The sequence below is a fragment of the Cyanobium sp. CH-040 genome (genome assembly GCF_024346135.1).
Lineage (GTDB): Bacteria > Cyanobacteriota > Cyanobacteriia > PCC-6307 > Cyanobiaceae > NIES-981.
In genome coordinates this window covers 1-23,196 of the sequence record NZ_JAGQCJ010000020.1, presented here as the reverse complement: position 1 = coordinate 23,196, position 23,196 = coordinate 1, and the positions used below count along the sequence as shown (strand labels likewise).

Annotated in this window: 24 protein-coding genes; 13 read left to right on the top strand and 11 right to left on the bottom strand. The window is 70.9% G+C overall.

Annotation, left to right across the window (positions count from 1 at the left end):
• Positions 1-2: 2 nt before the first annotated feature.
• The 4 genes from KBY90_RS14085 to KBY90_RS14070 form a co-directional block, all read right to left on the bottom strand.
• The gene (locus KBY90_RS14085) at positions 3-1,232 is read right to left on the bottom strand and encodes a glycosyltransferase (RefSeq protein ID WP_254969295.1); all 1,230 of its coding nucleotides are present in this window, start codon (positions 1,230-1,232) and stop codon (positions 3-5) included.
• A gap of 69 nt (positions 1,233-1,301) precedes the next feature.
• Positions 1,302-2,936, bottom strand: a complete 1,635-nt coding sequence (locus KBY90_RS14080) for a glycoside hydrolase family 3 N-terminal domain-containing protein (protein WP_254969294.1) — start codon at positions 2,934-2,936, stop codon at positions 1,302-1,304.
• Positions 2,933-3,337 (bottom strand): 30S ribosome-binding factor RbfA, encoded by a 405-nt coding sequence (gene rbfA / locus KBY90_RS14075; RefSeq protein ID WP_254969293.1) that lies wholly within the window; start codon positions 3,335-3,337, stop codon positions 2,933-2,935. The genes KBY90_RS14080 and rbfA overlap by 4 nt, the downstream gene beginning before the upstream one ends.
• A 2-nt stretch (positions 3,338-3,339) precedes the next feature.
• Positions 3,340-3,546, bottom strand: a complete 207-nt coding sequence (locus tag KBY90_RS14070; RefSeq protein WP_254969292.1) for a DUF751 family protein — start codon at positions 3,544-3,546, stop codon at positions 3,340-3,342.
• A 50-nt stretch (positions 3,547-3,596) separates the two neighbouring features.
• On the opposite strand from KBY90_RS14070, the gene KBY90_RS14065 reads away from it, so the two are divergent.
• Together KBY90_RS14065 and KBY90_RS14060 are read left to right on the top strand one after the other, a co-directional pair.
• Entirely contained in the window at positions 3,597-4,316 is a 720-nt protein-coding gene (locus KBY90_RS14065; RefSeq protein ID WP_254969291.1) for a glutathione S-transferase family protein, read from the top strand.
• Positions 4,317-4,358: 42 nt separating this feature from the next.
• Positions 4,359-4,625, top strand: coding sequence for a chlororespiratory reduction protein 7 (locus tag KBY90_RS14060; RefSeq protein ID WP_254969290.1), 267 nt, complete (start codon positions 4,359-4,361; stop codon positions 4,623-4,625).
• A gap of 33 nt (positions 4,626-4,658) precedes the next feature.
• On the opposite strand, the gene KBY90_RS14055 is transcribed toward KBY90_RS14060, so the two are convergent.
• The gene (locus KBY90_RS14055) at positions 4,659-5,285 is read right to left on the bottom strand and encodes a shikimate kinase (protein ID WP_254969289.1); all 627 of its coding nucleotides are present in this window, start codon (positions 5,283-5,285) and stop codon (positions 4,659-4,661) included.
• A gap of 60 nt (positions 5,286-5,345) precedes the next feature.
• On the opposite strand from KBY90_RS14055, the gene KBY90_RS14050 reads away from it, so the two are divergent.
• Together KBY90_RS14050 and KBY90_RS14045 are read left to right on the top strand one after the other, a co-directional pair.
• Positions 5,346-6,413 (top strand): 6-carboxytetrahydropterin synthase, encoded by a 1,068-nt coding sequence (locus KBY90_RS14050; protein WP_261353328.1) that lies wholly within the window; start codon positions 5,346-5,348, stop codon positions 6,411-6,413.
• Between the two features lie 31 nt (positions 6,414-6,444).
• A complete protein-coding gene (locus KBY90_RS14045) occupies positions 6,445-7,101 on the top strand; it encodes a dihydrofolate reductase family protein (RefSeq protein WP_254969288.1) in 657 nt (218 codons plus the stop codon).
• Here KBY90_RS14045 and KBY90_RS14040 read toward each other — a convergent pair.
• Entirely contained in the window at positions 7,047-7,493 is a 447-nt protein-coding gene (locus tag KBY90_RS14040) for a hypothetical protein (protein ID WP_254969287.1), read from the bottom strand. The two genes, KBY90_RS14045 and KBY90_RS14040, sit on opposite strands and share 55 nt — an antisense overlap.
• Positions 7,494-7,547: 54 nt before the next feature.
• Between KBY90_RS14040 and KBY90_RS14035 the strand changes: the two genes are divergently transcribed.
• Positions 7,548-8,765, top strand: coding sequence for a GNAT family N-acetyltransferase (locus KBY90_RS14035; protein ID WP_254969286.1), 1,218 nt, complete (start codon positions 7,548-7,550; stop codon positions 8,763-8,765).
• Positions 8,731-9,120 carry a DUF4346 domain-containing protein gene (locus KBY90_RS14030; RefSeq protein ID WP_254969285.1) on the top strand — a complete coding sequence of 130 codons (390 nt, stop codon included), beginning with the start codon at positions 8,731-8,733 and terminating at the stop codon, positions 9,118-9,120. Before KBY90_RS14035 ends, KBY90_RS14030 begins: the two co-directional genes overlap by 35 nt.
• Here KBY90_RS14030 and KBY90_RS14025 read toward each other — a convergent pair.
• Entirely contained in the window at positions 9,117-10,769 is a 1,653-nt protein-coding gene (locus tag KBY90_RS14025) for a B12-binding domain-containing radical SAM protein (RefSeq protein WP_254969284.1), read from the bottom strand. The two genes, KBY90_RS14030 and KBY90_RS14025, sit on opposite strands and share 4 nt — an antisense overlap.
• A 144-nt stretch (positions 10,770-10,913) precedes the next feature.
• Here KBY90_RS14025 and KBY90_RS14020 point away from each other — a divergent pair, with 144 nt between their 5' ends.
• Positions 10,914-11,006, top strand: a complete 93-nt coding sequence (locus KBY90_RS14020; RefSeq protein WP_254969283.1) for a cytochrome b6-f complex subunit 6 — start codon at positions 10,914-10,916, stop codon at positions 11,004-11,006.
• Here KBY90_RS14020 and rimO read toward each other — a convergent pair.
• The gene (gene rimO / locus KBY90_RS14015; RefSeq protein ID WP_254969282.1) at positions 10,993-12,432 is read right to left on the bottom strand and encodes a 30S ribosomal protein S12 methylthiotransferase RimO; all 1,440 of its coding nucleotides are present in this window, start codon (positions 12,430-12,432) and stop codon (positions 10,993-10,995) included. The two genes, KBY90_RS14020 and rimO, sit on opposite strands and share 14 nt — an antisense overlap.
• A 91-nt stretch (positions 12,433-12,523) precedes the next feature.
• Between rimO and KBY90_RS14010 the strand changes: the two genes are divergently transcribed.
• Positions 12,524-13,447 carry a vitamin K epoxide reductase family protein gene (locus KBY90_RS14010; RefSeq protein WP_254969281.1) on the top strand — a complete coding sequence of 308 codons (924 nt, stop codon included), beginning with the start codon at positions 12,524-12,526 and terminating at the stop codon, positions 13,445-13,447.
• A 26-nt stretch (positions 13,448-13,473) separates the two neighbouring features.
• Here the strand turns inward: KBY90_RS14010 and nadB are convergent, their stop codons facing one another.
• From nadB to KBY90_RS13995, 3 genes are all read right to left on the bottom strand, one after another.
• Positions 13,474-15,165 (bottom strand): L-aspartate oxidase, encoded by a 1,692-nt coding sequence (nadB, locus tag KBY90_RS14005; protein WP_254969280.1) that lies wholly within the window; start codon positions 15,163-15,165, stop codon positions 13,474-13,476.
• Between the two features lie 94 nt (positions 15,166-15,259).
• Positions 15,260-15,637 (bottom strand): photosystem II complex extrinsic protein PsbU, encoded by a 378-nt coding sequence (psbU, locus tag KBY90_RS14000; RefSeq protein WP_254969279.1) that lies wholly within the window; start codon positions 15,635-15,637, stop codon positions 15,260-15,262.
• A gap of 112 nt (positions 15,638-15,749) precedes the next feature.
• Entirely contained in the window at positions 15,750-16,418 is a 669-nt protein-coding gene (locus KBY90_RS13995; protein ID WP_254969278.1) for a DUF3120 domain-containing protein, read from the bottom strand.
• A 163-nt stretch (positions 16,419-16,581) separates the two neighbouring features.
• On the opposite strand from KBY90_RS13995, the gene KBY90_RS13990 reads away from it, so the two are divergent.
• The 5 genes from KBY90_RS13990 to KBY90_RS13970 all read left to right on the top strand — a co-directional run bounded on the left by KBY90_RS13990 (position 16,582) and on the right by KBY90_RS13970 (position 22,990).
• A complete protein-coding gene (locus KBY90_RS13990; RefSeq protein WP_254969277.1) occupies positions 16,582-17,514 on the top strand; it encodes an undecaprenyl-diphosphate phosphatase in 933 nt (310 codons plus the stop codon).
• A 27-nt stretch (positions 17,515-17,541) separates the two neighbouring features.
• Positions 17,542-18,945 (top strand): TIGR03279 family radical SAM protein, encoded by a 1,404-nt coding sequence (locus KBY90_RS13985; RefSeq protein WP_254969276.1) that lies wholly within the window; start codon positions 17,542-17,544, stop codon positions 18,943-18,945.
• Between the two features lie 158 nt (positions 18,946-19,103).
• On the top strand, positions 19,104-20,696 hold the full coding sequence (locus KBY90_RS13980) for a TolC family protein (RefSeq protein WP_254969275.1): 1,593 nt from the start codon (positions 19,104-19,106) through the stop codon (positions 20,694-20,696).
• 27 nt (positions 20,697-20,723) lie between these two features.
• Complete coding sequence (locus KBY90_RS13975) at positions 20,724-22,181, top strand: BCD family MFS transporter (RefSeq protein WP_254969274.1); 1,458 nt, start codon at positions 20,724-20,726, stop codon at positions 22,179-22,181.
• On the top strand, positions 22,178-22,990 hold the full coding sequence (locus KBY90_RS13970) for an inositol monophosphatase family protein (RefSeq protein ID WP_254969273.1): 813 nt from the start codon (positions 22,178-22,180) through the stop codon (positions 22,988-22,990). The genes KBY90_RS13975 and KBY90_RS13970 overlap by 4 nt, the downstream gene beginning before the upstream one ends.
• The last annotated feature ends 206 nt before the right edge of the window (positions 22,991-23,196 follow it).

The window sequence follows — 23,196 nt, the reverse complement described above, 5'->3', positions numbered from 1 at the left end:
CCTCAGTCGTCGAGAGTCACCAGCGGCCGCAGCCGCCGGCGCAGATCCTCGGCCGCCGCCTGCTGCCCCTGCTGCTCCAGCAGGAGGAGGGTCTGCCGGAAGCCGCTGCGGGCAGCGGCGATGTCGCCGCTCAGCAACTGGGCGGCGGCGAGGTTCTGGTGCCAGTCGGCCTGGGCCGGGTCGAGGCCGATGGCCTGCCGGTAGGCCATCACCGCGGCCGGCAGGTTCCCCCGCTGCCGTTCCACCTGGCCCAGGCGTGCCCAGGCCAGGCCCAGCTCCGGAGCTGCGGCGGTGGCCTCACGGCAGAGCCGGGCCGCATCCGCCAGCGAAGCCCGGCTGCTGATGGCATCGGCGCCTGCCGTCGACGCCTCCACCAGCAGGCCTGCGAGGTTGAGCCGCGCTCCCAGGCTCACCCGTGCAGCCAGCGGCAGGGCCAGCGCCTCGCGGTAGAGCGCCATGGCCCGCCGGGGCTCGTGGGGGGCCATGGCGATGGCCAGATGCAGCAGCAGCTCGTAGCGTTCGGCTGACGCGGACGCCGGGCAGTGCGCCAGCCCCTGCTCGAGCAGGCGGATGCCGCGGTCGCGCCGCCCCTCGCTCACCTCCAGGCTGCCCAGCTTGGCGCAGGCGTAGGGATCGCCCGGACACCGCTCCAGTTCGGCCTCCATCGCCTGGCGCAGCCGGCGCGCCTTGTCGCCGGCAGCCAGCAGCTCCGGGCGGTAGCCGTCGTGCACCAGGGCCGGCTCGCCGCAGTCGGCGATGCGCCACTGCGGTTCCCGCCCCAGCAGCTCCAGCACGCTGTCGTCCACCATCGCGTGGTACGGCCGGCTCCAGCGGATGGCTGGATGGCGGCGGAACAGCCGGCTGACGCTCGAGTAGGGCGACTGGCGGGCACCCCGCTCGAAGCGCAGCAGGTTCACCAGCAGAAGATCGGGTTCGGCCATCAGCCGGCGCAGCGGCTCTCGGGCCTCGGCCCGCAGCTGCTCGTCGGCGTCCAGCACCAGCACCCAGTCGCCGCGCAGGTGGCGCAGGGCCGCGTTGCGGGCCGGAGCGAAGTCCCCGGGCCAGGGGAGGTGGTGCACCACGGCGCCGCAGCGCTCCGCGATCGCCACCGTGTCGTCGCTGGAGCCGGTGTCCACCAGCACCATCTCATCGACGAAGCCCGCCACCGAGGCCAGGCAGCGCTCCAGCCGCTGCGCCTCGTCGCGCACGATCATTGACAGACTCAGCGTCATCGGGCTCAGCGTCATCGGGCTCGGCTCATCGGGCTCGGCTCATCGGGCTGGGGTCACGGCAGGAGCGGCTCAGTCGGTGAATCCGCCGCGATCGCTCCGCTCCACCCCCAGAGCCGTCAGCACCGCGTGCTGGGCCAGGGGCATCTGGCCCGGGCTGTAGGCGGCCGGCACCTCCGGCGGCAGCACAGGCAGCAGCTGCTGCCAGAGGTAGGGGCTGCCGTACACCGCCAGCCCCGCCAGCCGGCCCGCGCGCAGCAGCTGCCGCAGCGCGGCCGGCCAGGGTTCCTGGTCGGCCGCGTGCCCCCGGAACGGGTTGCCGCGCACGAACAGCTGCACCAGCACCGGCCCCTCGGCCAGTCGCTCCAGGTGCAGGGGAGCTTCGGTATCCCCGCTCCACAGCGAGGCGGTGTCCCCCGCCAGCAGACAGGGCCTGAATCCGGCGGCGGCAGCCGCGCTCAGGGCAGGCGCCGTGGCGGGCAGAAATGGGGCATGCAGGGCCTGATCGACGCGGATCAGGTTCACCCCCGCGTCGCCCGCCGGCAGAGGCCGCACACGACCCCGGGCCTCCAGCGTCGCCACCACCAGTTCCCGGCCCAGCTCCAAATCCGGCGAGGTCGCCTGCCAGGGGTCCGCTTCCGTCCGCCCCTGTTCGGGCAGGCTGGCCAGGGCGGTGCGGCGCCGGCGAGCGCTGGCCTCCAGACGCTCCCGGCTGAGCCGGCCGCTGGCCACGGCGGCGGCGATGGCCGTGATCGCCGCGTGGGCGTCGGCGGGCATGAGCACCAGGTCGGCTCCGGCCTCCAGCGCCAGCACCGTCGCTTCCCCGGCCCCGTGGTGGGCGGCGATGGCCTCCATCACCAGGGCATCGGTCACCACCAGGCCGTCGAAACCCAGCTCACCCCGCAGCAGGCCGGTGAGCACCAGCGGCGAGAGGGTGGCGGGCCGCTGCGGGTCGAGGGCCGGCAGGCTCAGGTGGGCGGTCATCACCGCCGCCACGCCGGCGGCGATGGCGCTGCGGAACGGCGGCAGTTCCACCGCCTCCAGCCGCGCCCTGTCGTGGCCGAGCAGCGGCAGCTCCAGGTGCGAGTCGCCGCTGGTGTCGCCGTGGCCGGGGAAATGCTTGGCGCAGCCCAGCACCCCCTTCGCCTGCAGCCCGCGGATGAAGGCGGCTGCCAGGGCACCGGCTGTGGCCGGATCCTCTCCCCAGGCCCGCACGTTGATCACCGGATTGGCGGGATTGTTGTTGACGTCGCACACCGGCCCCAGCACCCAGTTCAGTCCCACGGCGCGGGCGTCGCGGGCGGTGCAGCGGCCGTAGGCCTCCGCCAGGGCCAGAGCCCGCTGGGGCGCCCGCCCGTGCAGGCGGCCCAGGGCCAGGGGCGGCACCAGCCAGCTGGCGCCCTCGAAGCGCTGACCCACCCCCTCTTCCACATCGGCGCAGAGCAGCAGCGTCCGGCCGGCCCAGGTCTGCAGCTGGCGGGTGCGCAGGGCCAGTTCGGGGGCGCTGCCGCCCAGCAGGATCACGCCGCCCACGCCTTCCTGAAGCAGATGCTGCAGGTCGCGGTTGGTGAGTTCCCAGCGGGGATAGCGGCGCTGCCCGTCGCTGAGGTGGCCGCTGGCCCGCACCACGATCAGCTCGGCGATCAGCCGCCGCAGAGAACCGTCGCTGAGAGCCGCGTCGGCCCGCGCGGCAGCCCCGCTCGTCATGGCCCGGCGTCCGGTTCGCCGGCCTCGGGCGGTTCAGCCCTGAGGCCGCGCTCCTGCTCCAGCTGGTTGAGCAGGCTCAGTACCGAGCTGCCCCGCTCGATGCCGCGGTCGAGCACGAACACGACCTCCGGGGTGCGGCGCAGCTGCAGGCGCCGTCCCAGTTCCCCCTTCACGAAGGGTGTGGCCGCCTTCAGTCCGGCCATGGCCTGCTGGCGGTCGCTCTCAGAGCCGAACACGCTCACGAAGATGCGGCAGTGCTGCAGATCCCCCGCCACCTCCACCGTGGTCACGCTCACCAGCCCCTGACCCACCCGCTCGTCGCGGATGCCTTCCCGGAGCAGTTCGCTCACCTCGCGACGGATCAGCGAGGCCACCCGCTCCACCCTGCGGCCCTGTGCCATGGCTACGCCAGTGGTTCAGTGCTCACCATCGCACGCAGGATCAGTCCCACACTCAGCAGTCCGCTCACGGCCGCACCGATCAGGGCCACGGCCGTGACCGGATTGCGGGCCCGGGCGGTCAGGGGCTCCAGCACCGAATTGGCCACACCGAGTCCCAGGGCGACCAGGTAGCGCGGGTACCGCGTCACGTTCAGGAAGAACTCCCTCATGGCATCTCCTCGCGCTGGCTACTCTGCCGCCTGGCACCCAGGCCTGAGGCATGCAGCTGCACCAGTTCCGCCATTCGGCCTTCTGCGAGAAGGTGCGACTGGTTCTGGCGGCCAAGGGTCTCGACTACACGGTGGTGGAAGTCACCCCGGGTCTGGGCCAGCTCGAGCTGTTCCGGCTCTCCGGCCAGCGCCAGGTGCCGGTGCTGGTGGACGGCGCGGATGTGATCCCCGATTCCACCGCCATCGCCCTGCATCTGGAATCCCGTCATCCGCTGCCCCCCCTGCTGCCCTCGGATCCGGCCGAGAAGGCGAGGGTGCTGCTGCTGGAGGACTGGGCTGACACGGCGCTGGCCCAGGGCTGCCGCCTGGCCCTGCTGCAGGCCGCCGTCACCGATCCGGTGCTGCGTGCCGGCCTGCTGCCGGAGGCCACCCCCACGCCGCTGCGGCAGCTGGTGTCGGGGCTGCCCGGCGGCATGGTGGGCGGCATGGGTGAGGTGATCGGCGGCGTGGTGGGGCAGCAGCAGCGACGCCAGCTGCAGAGCAGCCTCGAGCAGCTGGCGGTGCTCACCGCCGCCCGCTCCTATCTGGTGGCTGATCAGCTCAGCCTCGCCGATCTGGCGGTGGTGGCCCAGCTCTCCCTGCTCCGGTTCCCGGCCAGCAGCGGCGCCCCGCTGGCGGGCCGGGGCGTGAGCGGCATCGCCGACAATCCCCTGCTTGAGCCCCTGTTCGGCTGGCGCGACCGGGTGCTGGATCAGCTGGGTCGCGGCTGAGCCGCCGCGACCCGCCACGATGGGGGCGGCTGTGCGCTTGTCATGTCCGACCCCCTGATCCGGGAACTCGACCACTACGTGGTGCTGGAGCCCGCCGGTGGCGAGCGCATCCTCACCGCCGCCGAAACCCTGGGCTGGCTGGAGCACCACCTCTCCGTGATGGCGGAGGTGCCCGCCGATCTGAGCGGGCTGCCGTCCCGGGCTGACCAGGCCGCAAGGTTGCTGGAAACCGCCTGCCAGCTCGAACTGGAGCCCGGCCGCAGTGTCCAGTGGTTCGCGGTGCGCCTGGAGCCACCGGGACAGGCCTGAGGGCCGTTCAGGTAGCCCGGTCAGGAGGACCGGTCAGTTCAGTGACCGGGTGATGCGACCATCGGCATCCTCCAGTTGCACGGGTGCGTCGGGCTGCTGTGGGCGCTGGCGCAGGATGCCCGGCAGGCCCTCCAGCACGCGCTCAGCCACCTGTTGGGGGCGATCCCGCTCCTGGGCGATGCGCAGGTCGGCCAGCGCGTAGAGCGGCAGCCGGTCGTTCAGCAGGGCCTGCAGGCGTGCTTCCGGGTCGGCGCTGTGCAGCAGCGGCCGCTCGGTTGGATCCTGGCGCAGCCGTGCCAGCAACAGCTCCGGCTTGGCATCGAGCCACACCACCACCCCCTGGCGCAGATGGCCCCAGTTCTCCGGCCGTGTCACGACACCGCCGCCGGTGGCCACCACCAGGGAGTGCCAGGCGCTGATCTGGGCCAGCACCGCTGTCTCCAGCTGCCGGAACCCGGCTTCCCCATCGCTGGCGAAGATGTCCGGGATCGGGCGACCCGCCGCGCTCTCCAGCACGGCGTCGGCATCCACGAAGCGATAGCCGAGGGCATCGGCCAGGGGGCGTCCCACCGAACTCTTGCCGGCTCCCATCATCCCCACCAGGTACACGTTGAGGCCCTGCAGGCGCCGGGCCAGGTCGTGGTGGGTGGGCACGGCCATGGCCGGTGCGGCGGCGGAACGGTTCCCGTTTCTAGGATGTAGGGCCACGGAGTCCAGGTCATGCCGGCCAGCGTCACGGCCCCCGACCCCGCCTCAGTCTCAACTCCGGCCGCCTCCCCAGGCGCGCCCGCCGGCGACCTTCCCGTCAGCCCGTCCGGGGAACACCGCCGTGCCCACGGCCAGGGGCGCCCCTGCGTGATCACCCGTCGCGCCACCTTCAGCGCCAGCCACCGCTACTGGCTGCCCGAGCTCAGTGCCGAGGAGAACCAGGCCTGCTTCGGGGCCTGTAGCCTCGCTCCCGGCCATGGCCACAACTACGAGCTGATCGTGGCCATGGGCGGTGGCCTCGACCCTGACGGCATGGTGCTCAATCTCTCGGAGGTGAAGCACGCCATCCGCTCCCAGGTCACCGCCCAGCTCGACTACCGCTGCCTCAACGAGGTCTGGCCGGAGTTCGACGTCTCCCGTCCCGAAGGGCGGCTGCCCACCACCGAGGCCCTGGGCCAGGCCATCTGGACCCGCCTGGCGCCGCTGCTTCCCCTCGTGGGCCTGCGGCTCTACGAGCAGCCCACACTCTGGGTCGACCTGCTGCCTCCCCCCACAGCCCTCGCCAGCGCCCCAGCCTCCAGCCCCCACGCCGCACTCTCCAGCCCAGCTCCGATGGAAGCCTTCCTGTCGATCCGCACCCATTTCGCCGCAGCGCACCGCCTGGCCCGCCCCGAGCTCAGCCAGAGCGAGAACGAGGCCATCTACGGCAAGTGCGCCCGGCCCCACGGCCACGGCCACAACTATCTGCTCGATGTCACCGTGCGCGGGCCCATCGATCCCCGCACCGGCATGGTCTGCGACCTGGCGGTCCTGCAGCGCCTGGTCGACGACCTCGTGGTGGAACCCTTCGACCACACCTTCCTGAACAAGGACGTGGAGCACTTCGCCACCACCGTGCCCACGGCCGAGAACATCGCCCTGCACATCGCCGACCTGCTCACCGGCCCGATCGCCGCCAGCGGCGCCCGCCTGCACAAGGTGCGCCTGCAGGAGAGCCCCAACAACGCCGCCGAAGTCTTCGCCGAGGTGCCGCAGCTGGAGATGCGGCCCGCTGCCCTGGAGGCCCTCGCCGCTGTCTGAGGCCTCCCCCGGCGGCAGCTGGCTGCGACTGGTGCTCGCCGTGAGTGTGGACGGGCGCCTGGCGCCGCCCGCCGGTGGCCCCGCCCAGCTGGGCGGGACAGGCGACCGAGCCGTGCTGGAGGAGGCTCTGGCCTGGGCCGATGCCGCCCTGCTCGGAGCGGAGACGCTGCGCCGTCACGGCACCACCTGTCTGATCCATGCCCCCGAGCTCCTGGAGGAACGCCAGCGGCAGGGCCGCAGTCCCCAGCCGCTGGCACTGGTGGCCAGCCGCAGCGGCCATCTGCCCGCGGATCTCCCCTTCTGGCGCCAACCCGTCCAGCGCTGGTGGCTGCGTCCGCCCACCTCTCCAGCCACGGTGCCCGATGGGTTTCAGCGGGTGCTGGGCTTTTCCTCCTGGTCCCGGCTGCGGGCTGAGCTGGCCGCGGAAGGCCTGACGCGGCTGGTGCTGCTGGGCGGCGCCGACCTGGCCGGCCAGCTGCTGGCAGCCAATCAGGTGGATGAACTCCAGCTCACCTTCTGCCCCCTGCTGCTGGGCGGCTCCCACAGCTGGCTGCCCCCCGCGCCGGCACTCCGCCCCGGCCACTGGCAGCTGCTGGAGCATCGCCCTCTGGGCGGCGATGAGCTGCTGCTCCGCTACCGCCGTGCCTCGGCCGCCGGCCGCCCGCGCCTGGAGCCGCCGAAGCGCTGAACCAGCTGCGGCAGCGACACGCCTTCCAGGCTGTTCGCCGGCAGACCCACAAGCTGGGCGAGGCAGCGCTTGACGATCCGCTCCCCTTCGGGCCCTAGCTCCTGTTGCATCAGTTCCCCCAGCACCGCCAGGCCCTTGCCGCTGGCATCGGTCTCCCGCACCAGGCAGCGGCTGGCGGGGGCGGCGAGCTGGCGGCAGGGCCGTTGCAGCTGGGAGGCCAGCTGGGGATCGTCCCCCGCCAGGCCATCAACGCAGGCCCGGCTGATGCGCGTCTCCAGCTGGGGACGCATCAGCTCCAGCACCGGCCGCAGCAGACCGGCCCGGGCCGGGGCGGCCAGCAGGGGACCGCTCAGGACCAGGGCGAGCAGCGCAACCGCGCGGGACAGGGGCACAGGCGGCAAGCCCACAGGAGGTGTCGCTAGTTTTGCGCCTCCCTGGCCGCGGCCATGGCTGAGCTCCAAGCCCGCTGGCACCAGGGCATCGCCGAGATCCCCGAGACGGCGTGGGATGGACTGCTGGAGGCCGCCGGCCCCCAGGCGCTGCCCTTCTACCGCTGGCGCTGGCTGCGGCAGCTGGAGGCCAGCGGCAGCATCGCCCCCCGCCAGGGCTGGCAGCCCCTGCACCTGGGCCTCTGGCGCGGCGGTGAGCTGATCGCCGTGGCCCCCCTCTATCTCAAGGGGCACAGCTACGGCGAGTTCGTCTTCGACCAGAGCTTCGCCCAGCTCGCCGGTCAGCTGGGGCTGCGCTACTACCCCAAGCTGGTGGGCATGAGCCCGGTGAGCCCGGTGCAGGGCTACCGCTTCCTGATCGCCCCCGGCGAAGACCCCGCCGCGATCACCGCCCTGCTGCTGGAGCTGATCGACCGCTTCTGCGCTGAGCAGGGCATCCTCAGCTGCAACTTTCTCTACGTGGATCCGGCCTGGCAGCCCCTGGCCGAGACGGCCGGCTGCGCCGCCTGGGTGAACCAGCAGAGCCAGTGGAGCAACCCCGGCCACAGCGATTTCCAGGGCTATCTGGCCAGCTTCAACGCCAACCAGCGCCGCAACATCAAGCGCGAGCGCAAGGCGGTGGCCGCCGCCGGCCTGGCGGTGGAACCGCTGGTGGGCGAGGCGATCGCGCCGGAGCTGGTGGGGCGCATGCACGACTTCTACGAGCAGCACTGCGCCCGCTGGGGCCCGTGGGGCAGCAAGTATCTGAGCGAGGCGTTCTTCGAGGCTCTGGCCACCGACCCCGAACTGCGTCGCCATCTGGTGCTGTTCAGCGCCCATCGGGGGGATCCCGCCGAGCCGGTGGCGATGTCCCTGTGCGTGCGCGGCGGCGACCACCTCTGGGGCCGCTACTGGGGCAGCGACGTGGAGATCGACTGCCTGCACTTCGAGGTGTGTTACTACGCGCCGATCGACTGGGCGATCGCCAACGGCATCCGCCACTTCGATCCCGGCGCCGGCGGCAGCCACAAGCGCCGCCGCGGCTTCGTCGCCCAGCCGCGCGTCAGCCTCCACCGCTGGAGCGACCGCCGTTTCGGCGCCATCCTGCAGGGCTGGCTGCCGGGTGCCAACGCCGAGATGGCGCGCGAGATCGAGGCGATCAACGCCGAGCTGCCGTTCACCGCTGCCTACGATCCACCCCATGCCCCAGCCTTTCGACCCGAGTCAGCGGCGTGAGCTCGACGAGCAGCTCTCCCAGCGCTTCATCGCCCTCGATCCGGCGGGCTACTTCCTGATCAAGCTGGACCGCGAGGCCGGCGAGCTGATCGCCGAGCACTACGGCAACGGCATCGACGAGCGGGGCCTGGCCACCGACCCCGACACCGGCGAGGTGATCAGCTGCCGCGGCGCCGGTCCCCGGGAGCCGCTGGCCACCTACCGGGGCCGCAGCGCCAAGGAACTGGGCATGGCTCTCACCGAAGGGGAAGGCCCCCATCCCGTGAGCTGCCTCGACCATGCCCTCTACCTGGGCAGGGAGCTGCAGAAGGCCGAGGCGGCGTTGGAATCCGGCGCCGATTACGTGCAGGACTAGCCCGCCACCATCTGGGGCGGGGCCACCATCAGCGAATGGGAGGGATCCGCCGGCAGACCGGCGATCTGCTCCTGGATCTCGCGGCGCACGATCTGGCGGTACTCGAGGAAGTGCTCGCTGTGGGCCAGGATCGAGATGAATCCCTTGAAACGGGCAGGGTTGTGGCGTGCCATACCCGCCAAGGCCCGCCAGAAGCGCAGGCGGGTGTTCCGCCTGATGCCCTGTCGCCACACCACGATCGCCAGGGCGCGCAGATCAACCCAGGAGATCCCGCCCTTCTCGCCAGTCTGGTGGGCGGCATCGCCGGGGGCTGTGTCGGGTGTCGTCGCTCGGTGCTCCTTCAGGAGCTGCTTGTAGCGCTGGGGCGGCAGCTTGAGGAAATAGCTGTACACCCGGTCGATGTAGGCGTGGGGTTCATACAGCGCCGAGAACGCCTCCATGTATTCGGTGGCGATGTCCTGGATCGGCCGGGTGGGCACGAAGTTGAGCAGGTTGGTCTGGTTCACCCCCTTGGCGGCGGCGCTGTCCTGGATCAGGCGCCCCTCCTGCTCCAGCCGCGTCCACATCGCGGTGTTGGGCAGGGCCTGCAGCATGCCCATCATCGCGTGGGGGATGCCGGTGCGGGTCACGAACTCCACGATCCGGTTGCCGGCGCCGCGCTGCTCGCCGTCGAAGCCGATGATGAAGCCCGCCATCACCCGCAGGCCGCTGGCGGTGATCTTTTCCACCGATTCCTCCAGGGAGGTGCGGGTGTTCTGCAGTTTGCGGGCCGTTTCCAGGCTGGCGGCGTCGGGCGTTTCAATGCCGAGGAACACGCTCTCGAAGCGGCACTCCGTCATCAGGTCCATCAGCTCCTGATCGGCGGCCAGATCCACCGAGGCCTCGGTGGCGAAGCTGAAGGGATAGCCGTGGTCGATCTGCCACTGGCGCAGGGCCGGCAGCAGCAGCTTCACGTTGCGCTTGTTGCCGATGAAGTTGTCGTCCACCAGAAACACCGAGCGGCGCCAGCCCAGGTCGTAGAGGCGCTGCAGTTCAGCGACCAGCTGCTCGGGGGTCTTGGTGCGGGGCTTGCGCCCGTAGAGCACGATGATGTCGCAGAACTCGCAGTTGAACGGGCAGCCCCGCGAGAACTGCACCGACATCTCCGAGTAGGCGTCCAGCTCGAGCAGGTCGTAGCGCGGCACCGGGGTGGAGGTCACATCGGGCTTTTCGCCGCCGGCGGTGAAGCGGCCGCTGGTCTCGCCCCGCTCCAGCGCCTCCACGAACAGCGGCAGGGTGATCTCCCCCTCGTCAAGCACCTTGAAGTCGGCCCCGTCCAGTTCCGGGGCATCGGGGGTGGAGCTGGCGAAGGGGCCCCCCACCGCCACCGGAAGCCCGCGGGCCTTGGCCCGGGCGATCTGCTCGGCCATGTCGGCCTTCTGCACGATCATCCCGGAGATCACCACCAGTTCCGCCCAGGCCCACTCGTCCTCGCGCACCTCGCGCACGTTGCGGTCGACCAGCTTCATCTCCCAGTGCTGGGGCAGCAGGGCCGCCACCGTCACCAGCCCCAGGGGCGGCAGGAGCACCTTGCGGTCGATCAGCTCGAGGATCTTCTCGTAGCTCCAGAAGGTTTTCGGGAATTCCGGATAGATGAAAAGGGTGCGCACGTATTGCCTCGGTGGGAAGGCGACCAGAACGCTTGCGCGGCTTCCGGGGCGACTTGAGAGCACCAACCTAGGCGGGGCACGCTGGTGCTGGGCCGGCCGGGGGCTGGGTCTGCTGTAATGGGCCCATCATCAACGGCAGCGGCCATGGGCGCAGCGATCTATCTCGGTCTGGTGGGCGGCGGCCTGGTGGCTGCTCTTGCTGCCTCTCTGGTGCTGCGCGGCGTCAAGCTGATCTGATCGCGCTGAGGGCATCGCCCACCATCGCCCTGGCCCCCACCACCTCGCCGATGAGGTCGTAGGTGTCGGCGGCGGTGATCCGCACCGGCACCATCGTGCCCGGTGCAGCGCAGAGGCCGCCTTCCCCGGGCAGCACGCGCACGTCGCCATCCACCTCGGGGGCGAAGCGGGCGCAGCGCCCCAGCATTTCGCCGGTGCTGGGGTTTTCCTGTTCGATCAGCACGTCCACGATCCGCCCCACCCAGGCGGAGTTGCGTGCCGCGGCGATCGGTTGCTGCAGCGCCATCAGCCGGTCCTTGCGCTCCCGGGCCACCTCGGCGGGCACCTGATCCGCCAGCGCGGCGGCCGGGGTGCCTTCCTCCGGCGAGAAGGTGAACACGCCCACGTGGTCGAACTGCTGCTCGGCCACGAAATCGAGCAGGTGCTGGAAGTGCTCCTCGGTTTCACCGGGAAAGCCCACGATGAAGGTGGTGCGCAGCACCGCCTCGGGCAGCTGTTCGCGAATGCGGCGCAGCAGGCCGCCGGTCACGTCGGCCTGCCAGGGGCGGTTCATCGCCCGCAGCACCTCGGGGTGGCTGTGCTGCAGCGGCAGATCCAGATAGGGCAGCACGTTGGGCACCTCCCGGTAGGCCGCCAGCACCTCGGGTGTCAGGCCGGTGGGATAGGCGTAGTGCACCCGGATCCAGGGGATCTCCACCTCCCCCAGGGCCCGCAGCAGCTGGGCCAGCTGCGGTCTGCCGTAGAGATCGAGACCGTAGTTGGTGGTGATCTGGCTGATCAGCACCAGCTCCTGCACCCCCTGAACGGCAAGGCTGTTGGCCTCGGCCACGATGCTCTCGATCGGGCGTGAGCGCTGATCGCCGCGCAGGTGGGGAATGATGCAGAAGGCGCAGCGGTAGTCGCAGCCCTCGGCCACCTTCAGGTAAGCGATCGCTTCACTGGTGGTGCGGTAGCGGGGCAGGTGCTCATCGCCCACGAAGGTGGGCACGGCGCTCACCTGGTTCACCCGCTCGCCGGCCTCCACCCGCTCCAGCACGCTCACGATGTGCTGGTAGTCGCCGGTGCCGACGATCGCCTTCGCCTCGGGCAGGCTTTCCAGCAGCTCCTCCTGGAAGTGCTGGGCCAGGCAGCCGGCGATGATCAGCTCCTTGCCCTGCTCCGCCAGCTCCACCAGGGTGCGCACCGACTCCTCTCGTGCGTCCTGGATGAAGCTGCAGGTGTTCACCACCACCACGCTGGCCTCGCTCTCATCGGCGCTCACGCCATAGCCGGCCTCGGCCAGCAGGCCGAGCATGTGCTCGGTGTCCACCCGGTTCTTCTCGCAGCCCAGGTGGGCGAAGGCCACGGTCTTGCGGGGTGCGTCGCTCGTGCGGGCAGCCGTCTTGGGTTGAGCTGCGTTGGGCTGAGCCGCGTTGGAGGTGGTCATCGGTTGGAGGTGGTCATCGATCGAACCGGCCGATCCACCACCCTATGGGGCAAGGCCGCGGCTGCGAGAATGCCGCCATCGCCCGAAGCCCATGACCTCCAGTCGCCTCAGCGAGCGCCTCAGCACCAGCCGCCGCCGCGGTGATGCCGGCAGCCGCTGGGTGCGGGTGGTCATGGCGGTGCTGGCCACCGTGGGCATGGTCGACACCGGCTCGATCACCCTGGAGCGCTGGGGCCTGTTCGGCAACCTCAGCTGCCCCGGCGGGGCTGACGGCTGCGACCAGGTGCTGGCCAGCGCCTGGGGCACGCTGCTGGGTCAGCCCCTCTCGCTGTTCGGGTTTCTGGCCTACACCGCGGTGCTCGTGCTGGCCCTGCTGCCGCTGGTGCTGCGGGGCGAGTCCAGGGCCCGCCTGGCCTCCCTGAGCTGGTGGGGGCTGCTGCTGCTCAGCGCCGCCATGGCGGTGTTCAGCCTGGTGCTGATGGGCGTGATGGTGTTCAAGATCCAGGCCTTCTGTTTCTTCTGCGTCCTCTCGGCGCTCCTGAGCCTGGCCCTGTTCGTGCTCAGCCTGATCGGTGGCGACTGGCCCGACCGCGGTCAGCTGCTGTTCCGGCTGGTGGTGGTGGCGCTGGTGGTGTCCCTTGGCGGCCTGGGCTGGGCCGCAGCCGCCGACCCGTCGGGCACCTCCATCGCCGACGGCCGCGCCGCCCCACCGGTCACCACCACCAGCACTCCGGAGGCGATCGCCCTGGCCGACCACCTCACCGCCACCGGCGCCGTTATGTATTCCGCCTACTGGTGCCCCCACTGCGCCGACCAGAAGCGGTTGTTCGGCAGGGAGGCCACCGAGCGCCTGACCGTGATCGAGTGCGCCGCCGATGGCCGCGACAACCAGGCCGAACTCTGCAGGAGCAAGAACATCGAGGGCTTCCCCAGCTGGGAGATTGACGGCCGGCTGGAAGCTGGCGCCAAGCCCCTGGAACGCCTGGCCGAGCTGAGCGGATTCAAGCCGTCCTGAGCCCCGCGCTGCTCACCGCACGCTGCTCACCGTCGCACAAAGCTCACCGGCGCTGTGTGGATGCCTCGCTGCCGCTGCTGCGCTGAGTGTCGCTGCCAGTAGGGCAGTGGCCTGGGGGCATCGGTGCGGAAATGGCCACCGCGGCTTTCCTGCCTGAACAGGGCCGCCTCGATCAGCAGCTCGGCCAGAACGAGGCGCTCATGCCATTCCTGCAGCGCCGCCAGCCGCCGGCTCCGGTCCTCCGCCAGCCGCACGCAAGCCGTCACCGGGAGGGTCGTCAGGCAGCGCCAGGCCTCCAGGGCCTCCACCCCCTGCCGTTCGCGGCGCACCCGCGGCAGGGCCTCGGCCAGCGCGTGGCCGCAGCGTTCCACTCCGGCCACCTGCCAGCAGAGCTGGCGCAGCGCGGCGATCCGCTGGTTCAGGTGCTCCCGCCCCGGCAGGGAGCCCGGCAAGGCAGGCCCCGCCGGCTCGCTCCACCCCGGCCTCGCCTCGCTGGGAGGTTCCAGCCGCAGGTGGCGCAGCTGGCGTGCGAACACCAGGCACTCCATCAGCGAGTTGCTGGCCAGGCGGTTGGCCCCATGCACGCCTGTGCAGGCCACTTCACCCACGGCATAGAGGCCCGGCAGGCTGGTGGCCGCATGCAGATCGGTCGCCACCCCGCCCATCCAGTAGTGGGCGGCCGGCGCCACCGGCAACGGATCGCGCAGGGGCTCCAGCCCGAGCTCCCGGCAACGCCCCAGGATCGTGGGGAACTGACGTTCCAGCCTGGCTTCCCCCACCGGCCGCAGGTCCAGCCAGAGGTGCTCCACGCCCTGCTCCTGCATCGCCTGCGCCAGGGCCCGGCTCACCTGGTCGCGGGGGGCGAGATCACCGCCCTCAAGGCGGCTCACGGGGCTGGCTCCCTGGCTGTCGCGCAGCCGTGCCCCTTCGCCACGCACCGCCTCTGAGATCAGGAAGTGAGGGGCCCCCGGAAGCATCAGTGCCGTGGGGTGGAACTGAACGAATTCCAGGTCGCGCACCTCGGCCCCGGCCTGCCAGGCCATCGACACGCCATCGCCGCTGGACTGGGCGGGGTTGGTGGTGTGCGCAAAGAGGTGCCCGCCGCCGCCGGTGGCCAGAACCACCGCCCGGGCCCGCACCCAGCCCACCCGGTCGGCGCAGAGCACCTGCAGCCCCCGGCAGCGTCCCGCCTCGGTCCAGAGCCGCAGGGCCACCGTGTCATCCAGGTGCCGCAGCCCCGGCCGCTGGCGCACGTGCCGCTCCAGCGCATCCACCAGCGCGCCGCCGGTGCGGTCCTGGGCATGCAGCACCCGCCGGTGGCTGTGGGCGGCTTCCAGGGTGGTGCTGAGGCCAGCCCCATCGCGATCGAAGGCCATCCCCAGCTCCAGCAGCCGCTGCACGCAGGCCGGCGCCTCACGCACCAGCAGATCCACGGCATCGCTGTCGCACAGGCCCGCGCCAGCCCTGAGGGTGTCGGCGCGATGGCTGGCGAAGCTGTCGTCCGGCGCCGTCACGGCAGCGATGCCGCCCTGGGCCCAGCGACTGGCCGAGCGTGGTTTGCGCTCCTTGCTCAGCAGCAGCACCCGGAGTTCAGGCGGCAGTTCCAGGCAGGCCATGAGCCCTGCTGCCCCACCCCCCACCACCACCACGTCCCAGGGCTCCGCGAGATCATCCCTGCGGCGCTCAGGGGAGGTCTGTTCCGGTGGGTGATCCGCCATGGCTGCAGGGGGAATCCCGGCAGCTGCCGGCATCAAAAAAGCCGCCGGTGGCCCCGACGGCTGACAACGGCTTGTCGAGATTACGCAGTGTCTCTCAGCGGTACTGACCGTCGTTGATCCGGTCGAAGCCCTCATTGAGGGCGATCTCCGGAGGGGTCACCGTGAAATTGGCCTTGTACTTGTTGAAGAGCTCCCGCTGACGCTCGGTCAGGTCGAGGTCCAGCACGTCGTCCACGGTCTCGTAGGGGCCCCCGAGGACGATCTTGCCGGCGAGGGTGGGATACATGCCGGGGAAGGACTGGAAGCGCCGCACGGAGCTGTTGTTGAGGTCGACCTTGTCACCCCGCTCGGCGATCTTGTCGTCGGCACGGTTGCGCAGGTCGGCGGCCTGGGCAGCCGGAGCCAGAACAAGCGTGACCAGAAGGCCGGCCAGAAGCACGCCACTCATCAGCCAGGCAACCACCCTTTTCATCGCGACTCACCTTGATTGGAAGTGGGACAGCTGGGCGCAAGACCAGCTGGGATCAACGTTACAGAAGCGGGCGATGGGCCCTCCCGAGGGCTTGGTGGGGCTTTGCGATTCTTCAGACCAGGCCGCTCAGCCAGGGCGCCACCAGGGCCAGCAGCAGGAACAGGGCATCCACGGCCAGGGTGGTGGCCAGGGCGGCCGCGGCCACCCGTCCTGTCTCGCCCCGCTCCCAGCACCACTGGCTGAGGCGCAGCAGTCCGCCAGCGAGACAGCCCACCACCAGCAGTGACCGGGGTTCGAGCACGGAGGTGGCGGCCAGGCGCAGCAGCTCCCAGGCGCGCTCGGGGGAGGCGGCCAGGACCTCGGGCCACAACGGCATCAGACCGGTCAGGGCGATGCCGGCATCGGTGGCGGCCGTGCCGGCCAGGGATCCCAGGTAGAAGCCGCAGGCCAGCCGCCAGCGGCTGCCCAGCCCGGCCACGGCCAGGGGCAGGGCGAAGGCCTCCAGGGGCAGGTGGCACACGGGGTGCAGCCGTGCCCAGCCCCAGAACATCGAGCCCGCCAGCCAGCTGCCGCAGAAGCCCACCAGCAGCTCCCCGGCCCGGCGGCGGCGGCCATCATCGCTGTGGGCCAGGAGCAGGGCCGCTGTGAGCAGGCAGGCGGTGAAGGCTGCCGCACTGAAGGGGGCCTGGCGCACCCAGGGGGCCTGGATGAACACCGGCAGCGTCACCAGCACACTGCTGAGCGCCACCAGGCCGGGGCGGCCGAACGCAGGCAGGGCCACGGACGGGGATCGCTGGAGCGCGCTGGTCGGGGTGCTGGGAGTGCCCGCGATCACCCGGTCTGTGAAGAAACTTGTGCAACCTTAATCCGTGTGGGTGGACCCGCCGCCCCGGGGGCCGGCCCACCTGGCCCCGCCATAGGGTCTGGGTTGCTTTCCACGCTGCATGGACCTGCTGCCGCATCTCTCCGGGCTCGCCGAGCCGGTGCTGGCCGCCGCGGCAACCGTCGAACCTGGTGTGGGGCTTGGTCTCGCCCAGGCCTGCTGGCGGGCCCTGGTGCTGGGGGTGGTGCAGGGCCTCACGGAATTTCTGCCGATCAGCAGCACGGCCCATGTGCAGGTGGTGCCGATGCTGCTGGGCTGGGGGGATCCGGGGGTGTCCGCGATCGCCGTGATCCAGCTGGGCAGCATCGCGGCGATCGTCACCTACTTCTGGCACGACCTCAGGCAGGTGCTGCAGGGCGTCGGCCGGGCCCTGCGCGAGGGGCGCTGGAGCTCCAGCGAAGCGCGGATGGGCATCGCCATCGCCCTCGGCACCATCCCGATCGTGCTGACGGGAATGGGGATCAAGCTGATGGTGAGCGACTTCGACAGGTCCCCCCTGCGCAGCCTGACGTCGGTGGCGATCGTCTCGATCGTGATGGCCCTGCTGCTGGGGCTCGCTGAGCTGGTGGGCCGCCGCCGCCGCCGCCTCGACGACGTCCAGCCCCGCGATGGCCTGATCGTCGGCCTCGCTCAGACCCTGGCGCTGATTCCCGGTGTCTCCCGCTCCGGGAGCACCCTCACCGCAGCGCTGTTCGACGGCTGGGAGCGCACAGCGGCGGCGCGCTTCTCCTTCCTGATGGGGATCCCCGCCATCACGCTCGCCGGCGTGGTGGAACTCAGGGAGCTCGCCACCGGGCCAGCCGGCGGCGGTGTGATGGGTGGCGGTGCGCTGCCGGTCCTGGTGGGCATCGTCTCCTCGGCGGTGGTCTCCTGGCTGGCCATCGCCTGGCTGCTGCGCTTCCTGCAACACCACAGCACCTGGGTGTTTGTGATCTACCGCCTCGGCTTCGGGGTCGCCATCCTGCTCTGGCTCCGCGCCACAGTGGCGGGGTAGTGCCAGCGCGCCGGCCCGGCCCCTGCCATGTGGAACGAACCCTCCGCCGGGATTGCGGTGGCTGCCGAGGAGGGCTCCGCCCGCAGTCCGGCGCGCCTTCCCCAGCCGGCGGTGGTGGCCACCGTGGAGCCCGGTTCGATCGGCGAGGAACTCGGCTTCCAGCCCGGTGACCGGCTGATCAGCATCAACGGTCAGCGGCCCAGGGATCTGATCGATCTCCAGGTGCTGGTGGGGGAGGAGGACCTGGTGCTGGTGGTCGAGGACCCGGACGGCACCCTGCACACCGTTGAACTCGAGAAGGATCCCGACGAAGGGCTCGGGCTGGGCTTCACCGAGGCACTCTTCGACGGCCTGCGGCAGTGCAACAACGCCTGCCCCTTCTGTTTCATCGACCAGCAGCCCCCCGGTCGGCGCCGCAGCCTTTACCTCAAGGACGACGACTACCGCCTCAGCTTTCTCTACGGCTCCTATCTCACCCTCACCAACCTCACCGAGGCCGACTGGCGCCGGATCGAGGAGCAGCGCCTCTCACCCCTGTACGTGTCGGTGCACGCCACCGATCCCGAGCTGCGCAGCCGGCTGCTGGTGAATCCGCGGGCGGGTCTGCTGCTGCAGCAGCTGGCCTGGTTCGCCGAGCGCAACCTGCAGGTGCATGCCCAGGTGGTGGTGTGTCCCGGTCTCAACGACGGTCCTGCTCTGGAGCGCACCCTCGCGGACCTGGCGGAGTTCGCCGGTGGAGACTGGCCGGCGGTGCTCTCGGCCGCAGTGGTGCCGGTGGGCCTCACCCGCTTCCGGCCCGCCGGCGATGCGCTGGTGCCGGTGGACCGGGCCTGCGCCCGCCGGGTGATCGCCCAGGTCGAACCGCTGCAGGACCGCTTCCGCCGGCGCCTGGGCAGTCGTTTCGCCTGGTTGTCCGATGAGTGGTACCTGCTGGCCGGTCTGCCGCTGCCGCCCCGCGACCGGTACGAGGACCTGCCCCAGCAGGAGAACGGGGTGGGCAGCATCCGCGCCTTCCTGGAGTCCCTCGACCAGGCCACCCGCGCCCTGCCGGAGCGTCTGGAGAGGCCCCGGCGCCTGAGCTGGGTGGTGGGGGCCCTGGTGGCCGAGGCCCTCCAGCCCGTGGTCCACCGCCTCAACAGCGTCGAGGGCCTGGAGCTGATCCTGCATGGCCTGCCCAGCCCCTACTGGGGCCAGGAGCAGGTGGTCACCGGTCTGCTCACGGGGTCCGATCTGCTCGCCGGCCTGGGGGGCCGCGATCTGGGCGAGCGGCTGCTGCTGCCCTCGGTGATGCTCAGGCAGGGCGAGCCGGTGTTTCTCGACGATCTGCGGCTGGAGGACCTGGAGGAGCGGTTGCCGGTGCCGGTGCAACTCGTGCACGGTGCGGCGGATCTGGTGGCCGCCTGTACCGGGAGAACCCGCCAGGATCTTTAAACTCCCGCTGCAGCGTGCACCCCGGCGTGACCCACCCCGCACTTCGACTGGTTCTTCTGGGTGCGCTCGGCCTGGGCTGTGGTGTTGGAGGCGTTCGGGCGGAGGAGCGCGCGCAGCCCGCCGTCGACAGCGCCCCCACTCCGGCAGGGTCTGCCCAGGTGCCCCAGTACAGCCCCACCCCGCTGCCCGACGCGGTCGAGTCCAAGGGCGAGCGGCCGCGGCTCAACCCCCGGCTGGTGGCGCCGGCGGACCATGAGCTCGGCCCTGGCCTGGGCGATCTGCCCGCCCCCGATTCCCTCAGCCTGCCCAGGCGCCCGGAGCAGGTGCGGATCCGCGAGCTGCGTCCGCTGACGCTGGCCCAGGTGGAGAACCTGGTGGAGGTGAACAACCCCAGCCTCAAGGCGATCGCCTCCCAGGTGGACCAGGCCCAGAGCCGCCTGCGCGCCGAAGTGGCCCGCTGGTACCCCACCATCGAGCTCAATGCCGGCTCCTTCCCGGGCTTCAGCGCCTCGGAGACCCGCACCAACTTCGCCAACAGACTCACCAATCCCGACGGCACCCGCAGCCCCGGCAGCACCACCACCAGCGAGCAGCGCTGGACCGCCGCAGCCTCTCTGCTCACCCAGTGGTCGCTGATCGACCCGGTGCGCACCCCCAGCATCGCCGCCGCCCGGGATGACTTCGAGAAGAGCAAGTTTCAGTACGTCATCGCCCTGCGCAACCTCCGCCTACAGGTGAGCCAGGCCTATTTCGAGCTGCAGGCGGCGGACAACCAGGTCCGCATCGGTCAGGAGTCGGTGCGCGCCTCCCTGGTGAGCCTGCGCGACACCCGGGCCCGCTTTCAGGCCGGTGTGGCCACCCGGCTGGATGTGCTGGAAGCCGAAACCCAGCTGGCGCGGGATCAGCAACTGCTCACCAATGCTCTCGCGGCCCAGGCGATCAGCCGCCGGGTTCTGGCCCAGTTGCTGGATCTGCCCCAGGACGTGACCCCGACGGCGGCGGATCCGCCGCAGGTGCTCGGCATGTGGCAGCCGTCGCTGCAGGAGAGCATCGTGGCCGCCTACGCCTTCCGCGAGGAGCTGGACCAGATCCTGCTCGACATCTCGATCGCCAACAGCCAGGCGAATGCGGCGCTCGGCCAGGTGCAGCCGTTTCTGAATGTGTTTGCGGGCTTCGATGCCGCCTGGAGTGACATTTCCACCAGCCGCAGGTCCGACACGCCCGTGGTCGACGCCAGCGGCAGCTACGACGCCTCGGTGGGCCTGAACCTGCGCTGGCGGCTGTTCGATGGGGGTGCCGCAGCCGCCCAGGCACGCCAGAGCCGTCAGCGGGCCGAGGAGAGCACGTTCCGTTTCGCCGAACAGCGAGACGCGATCCGGCAGCAGGTGGAGGAAAGCTTCTATCAGCTGGAGAGAAACAACCGCAACATCGCCACCACGGCGCGCCAGGTGATCCAGTCCCGCGAAGCGCTGCGGCTGGCACGGCTGCGTCTGCAGGCCGGTGTGACCACCCAGCGCGAAGTGGTGGACCAGCAGCGCGACCTCACCCAGGCGGAAGTGGCCTATTCCAACGCGATCACCGACTACAACATCCGTCTGGCCGAACTGCGCCGCCGCACGGGTCTCGATGAGATCGCCACCTGCCCGGCCCGCAGCCTCCCGGCCGAGAAGCCCCCTCTCGACACCGACATCCCGGTGGAGCCCGCCCCCCTGCTGCCCGCCTGCCAGGCCTCCAACCCAGGGCTGCTCTAAGTCCCGATGCCCTGAGCTTCCGAGCTGATGACCGCCCTGTCCTCCAGCGCCGCAGCCCACCGGCTCGGCCTCCCCAGCACCCTGAGGATGGGGCTGTTCCAGGGCTGCCTGGGCTGTCTGGCGGTGATCTTCGCGGGCCTGATGAACCGGGTGATGATCAGCGAGCTGGGTTTCCCAGGACTGCTGGTCGGCGCCGCCCTGGCCTGTGAGCAGTTCGTGGCGCCTGCCCGCGTGCTGTTCGGGCAGCTCTCCGACACCCATCCCGTCGCCGGCCGACACCGCGTCCCGTACATCTGGCTGGGCGCGGCCCTCTTCTGCACCCTCGCCGTGCTGTCGGTGCCGCTCATCTTCCGGGTCGCCGCATTGCTCGGTGCCGGTGAACCCGGAGCCCTGGCAGGGGCCATCGCCGCCCTCTGCGGCCTGTTCGCGGCCTATGGGCTGGCCATCTCCATGGCCTCCACCCCCTACCTGGCCCTGCTGATCGACAGCACCGACGAGCAGGAGCGGCCCAGGGCAGTGGGGATCATCTGGTGCCTGCTCACCGTCGGCATCGTGGTGGGCGCGATCGCCACCTCGATCGCCCTGCGCGGACTGGACGGCGTCACCGATCCCGAGCTGCTGCAGCCGGCCCTGCTCCAGTTCATGCTGCGCGTGGCCGGCGTGATCCTGGCCATCACGGTGATTGCCACCCTCGGCATCGAGCGTCCCCGGCGCCCGCTGCGATCGGCACCCCTCTCCCCCCAGGCCCCAACGTCCTCAGCCGGTGCCAGGACCGCATCCCGGGACGACGCGATCACCCTCCGCCAGTGCTGGGCCCTGGTCACCTCCAGCCGCCAGGTGCTGGTGTTCTTCCTCTTCCTGGTGTTCTTCACCCTCGGCCTGTTTCTCCAGGATCCGGTGCTGGAGAGCTACGGCGCCGAAGTCTTCGGCATGTCGATTGCCGCCACGGCCTCCCTCAACGCCCTCTGGGGTGTGGGCACCCTTGGGGGGCTGTTGATTGCAGGCCTGTGGATCGTGCCCCGTCTCGGCAAGTTCGGCACCGCCCGCCTGGGTTGCCAGCTGATCATCGCCACCCTGGCCGCGCTCCTGCTCACGGGCTTCACCGCCCAGGTCCCGCTGCTGCGGGTCGTGATGGTGCTCTTCGGTCTGGCCGCCGGTGTCGGCACCAACAGTGCCCTGGTGCTGATGCTCGATCTCACCCTTCCCGAAGCCGCCGGCACCTTCGTGGGGGTCTGGGGACTGGCCCAGGCCCTGTCCAGGGCCCTCGGCAAGGTGGTGGGGGGCGGTCTGCTGGACCTCGGCCGCTGGCTTCAGCTCCAGCTCACCGGGGGGACCGATCCCTTCCCCGCCTACGCCCTGGTGCTCGGGGTTGAGCTGCTGGTCGCCGCCACCGCTCTGGCCCTGCTGGCTCGCGTCAACCTGCGCCAGTTCCGGGAGGATACGGGTCGCAGTCTCAGCAGGGTGCTGGCCCTCGAGCTCGGATGACAGCGGCGCCGCCATCGCCCTCTCTCCATCCGGGCCTCGCCTCGCTCCTGGACCGTGTCGGCGATCGCCAGCGCCAGGACTTCGGCCATGTCGTGTCCGACGTGAAGGCGGACGGCAGCCTGATCACGGCATGCGACCGGTGGAGTGACGAGGCCCTGGTGCGAGGTCTGGCCGAGCTCTATCCCGGCGATGGCGTGCTCAGCGAGGAGGGGGAGCGCCGCGTGCCCACCACCCGCGGCTACTGGGTGGTGGATCCGCTCGACGGCACCACCAATTTCGCCTCCGGCATCCCCTACTGGGCCATTTCCCTGGCGCGCTTCGAAGACGGCCGGCCCGTGCTGGCGGTGCTTGATGTGCCGCCGCTGCGTCAGCGCATCGTGGCGGTGCGCGGCCAGGGCGCCTGGCGCAATGGCAAGCCTCTCCTCCCCCCCTCCCGGCAGGACCCCACATCCAGTTGTGCGTCGCTCTGCAGCCGTTCCATCGGTGTACTGCAGAAGCTCCCGGATCGGCGCTTTCCCGGTAAGATCCGCCTGCTCGGCGTGGCCAGTCTCAACCTCGTGAGCGTCGCCATGGGGCAGACGGTGGCTGCCCTGGAGGCCACCCCCAAGATCTGGGACCTGGCCGCGGCCTGGCTGGTGCTCACCGAGCTGGGGTGTCCGGTGCGCTGGTTGCAGACCTCGCCCGAGCGGCTCGTTCCAGGCGCCGACCTGTCCACAGCCGACTTTCCGGTGCTGGTGGCCGATCGGCCTGAAACCCTCGAGCGTTTCCTTCCCTGGGGTGAAGCGCTGCTGATGGACGAACCTGCCTGACCTCCTCCCGCCAGGCATCAAGCGCCCAGGAGCCTGGCCCGGCCGGACGCTTACGAAGGGGTGACTCCTCGGCCAGTGCGAGGTGCTACAGTATTGGACTGCGCAAGCGGGAGCGAAGCGAGCCGAGGGTCACCTGAGAGGGTGGTTGGAGGCGGAGCTGAGTGTGCCGTGAAGCGCGGGGCCTGCGGGACCGGGAGCAAGAGCGA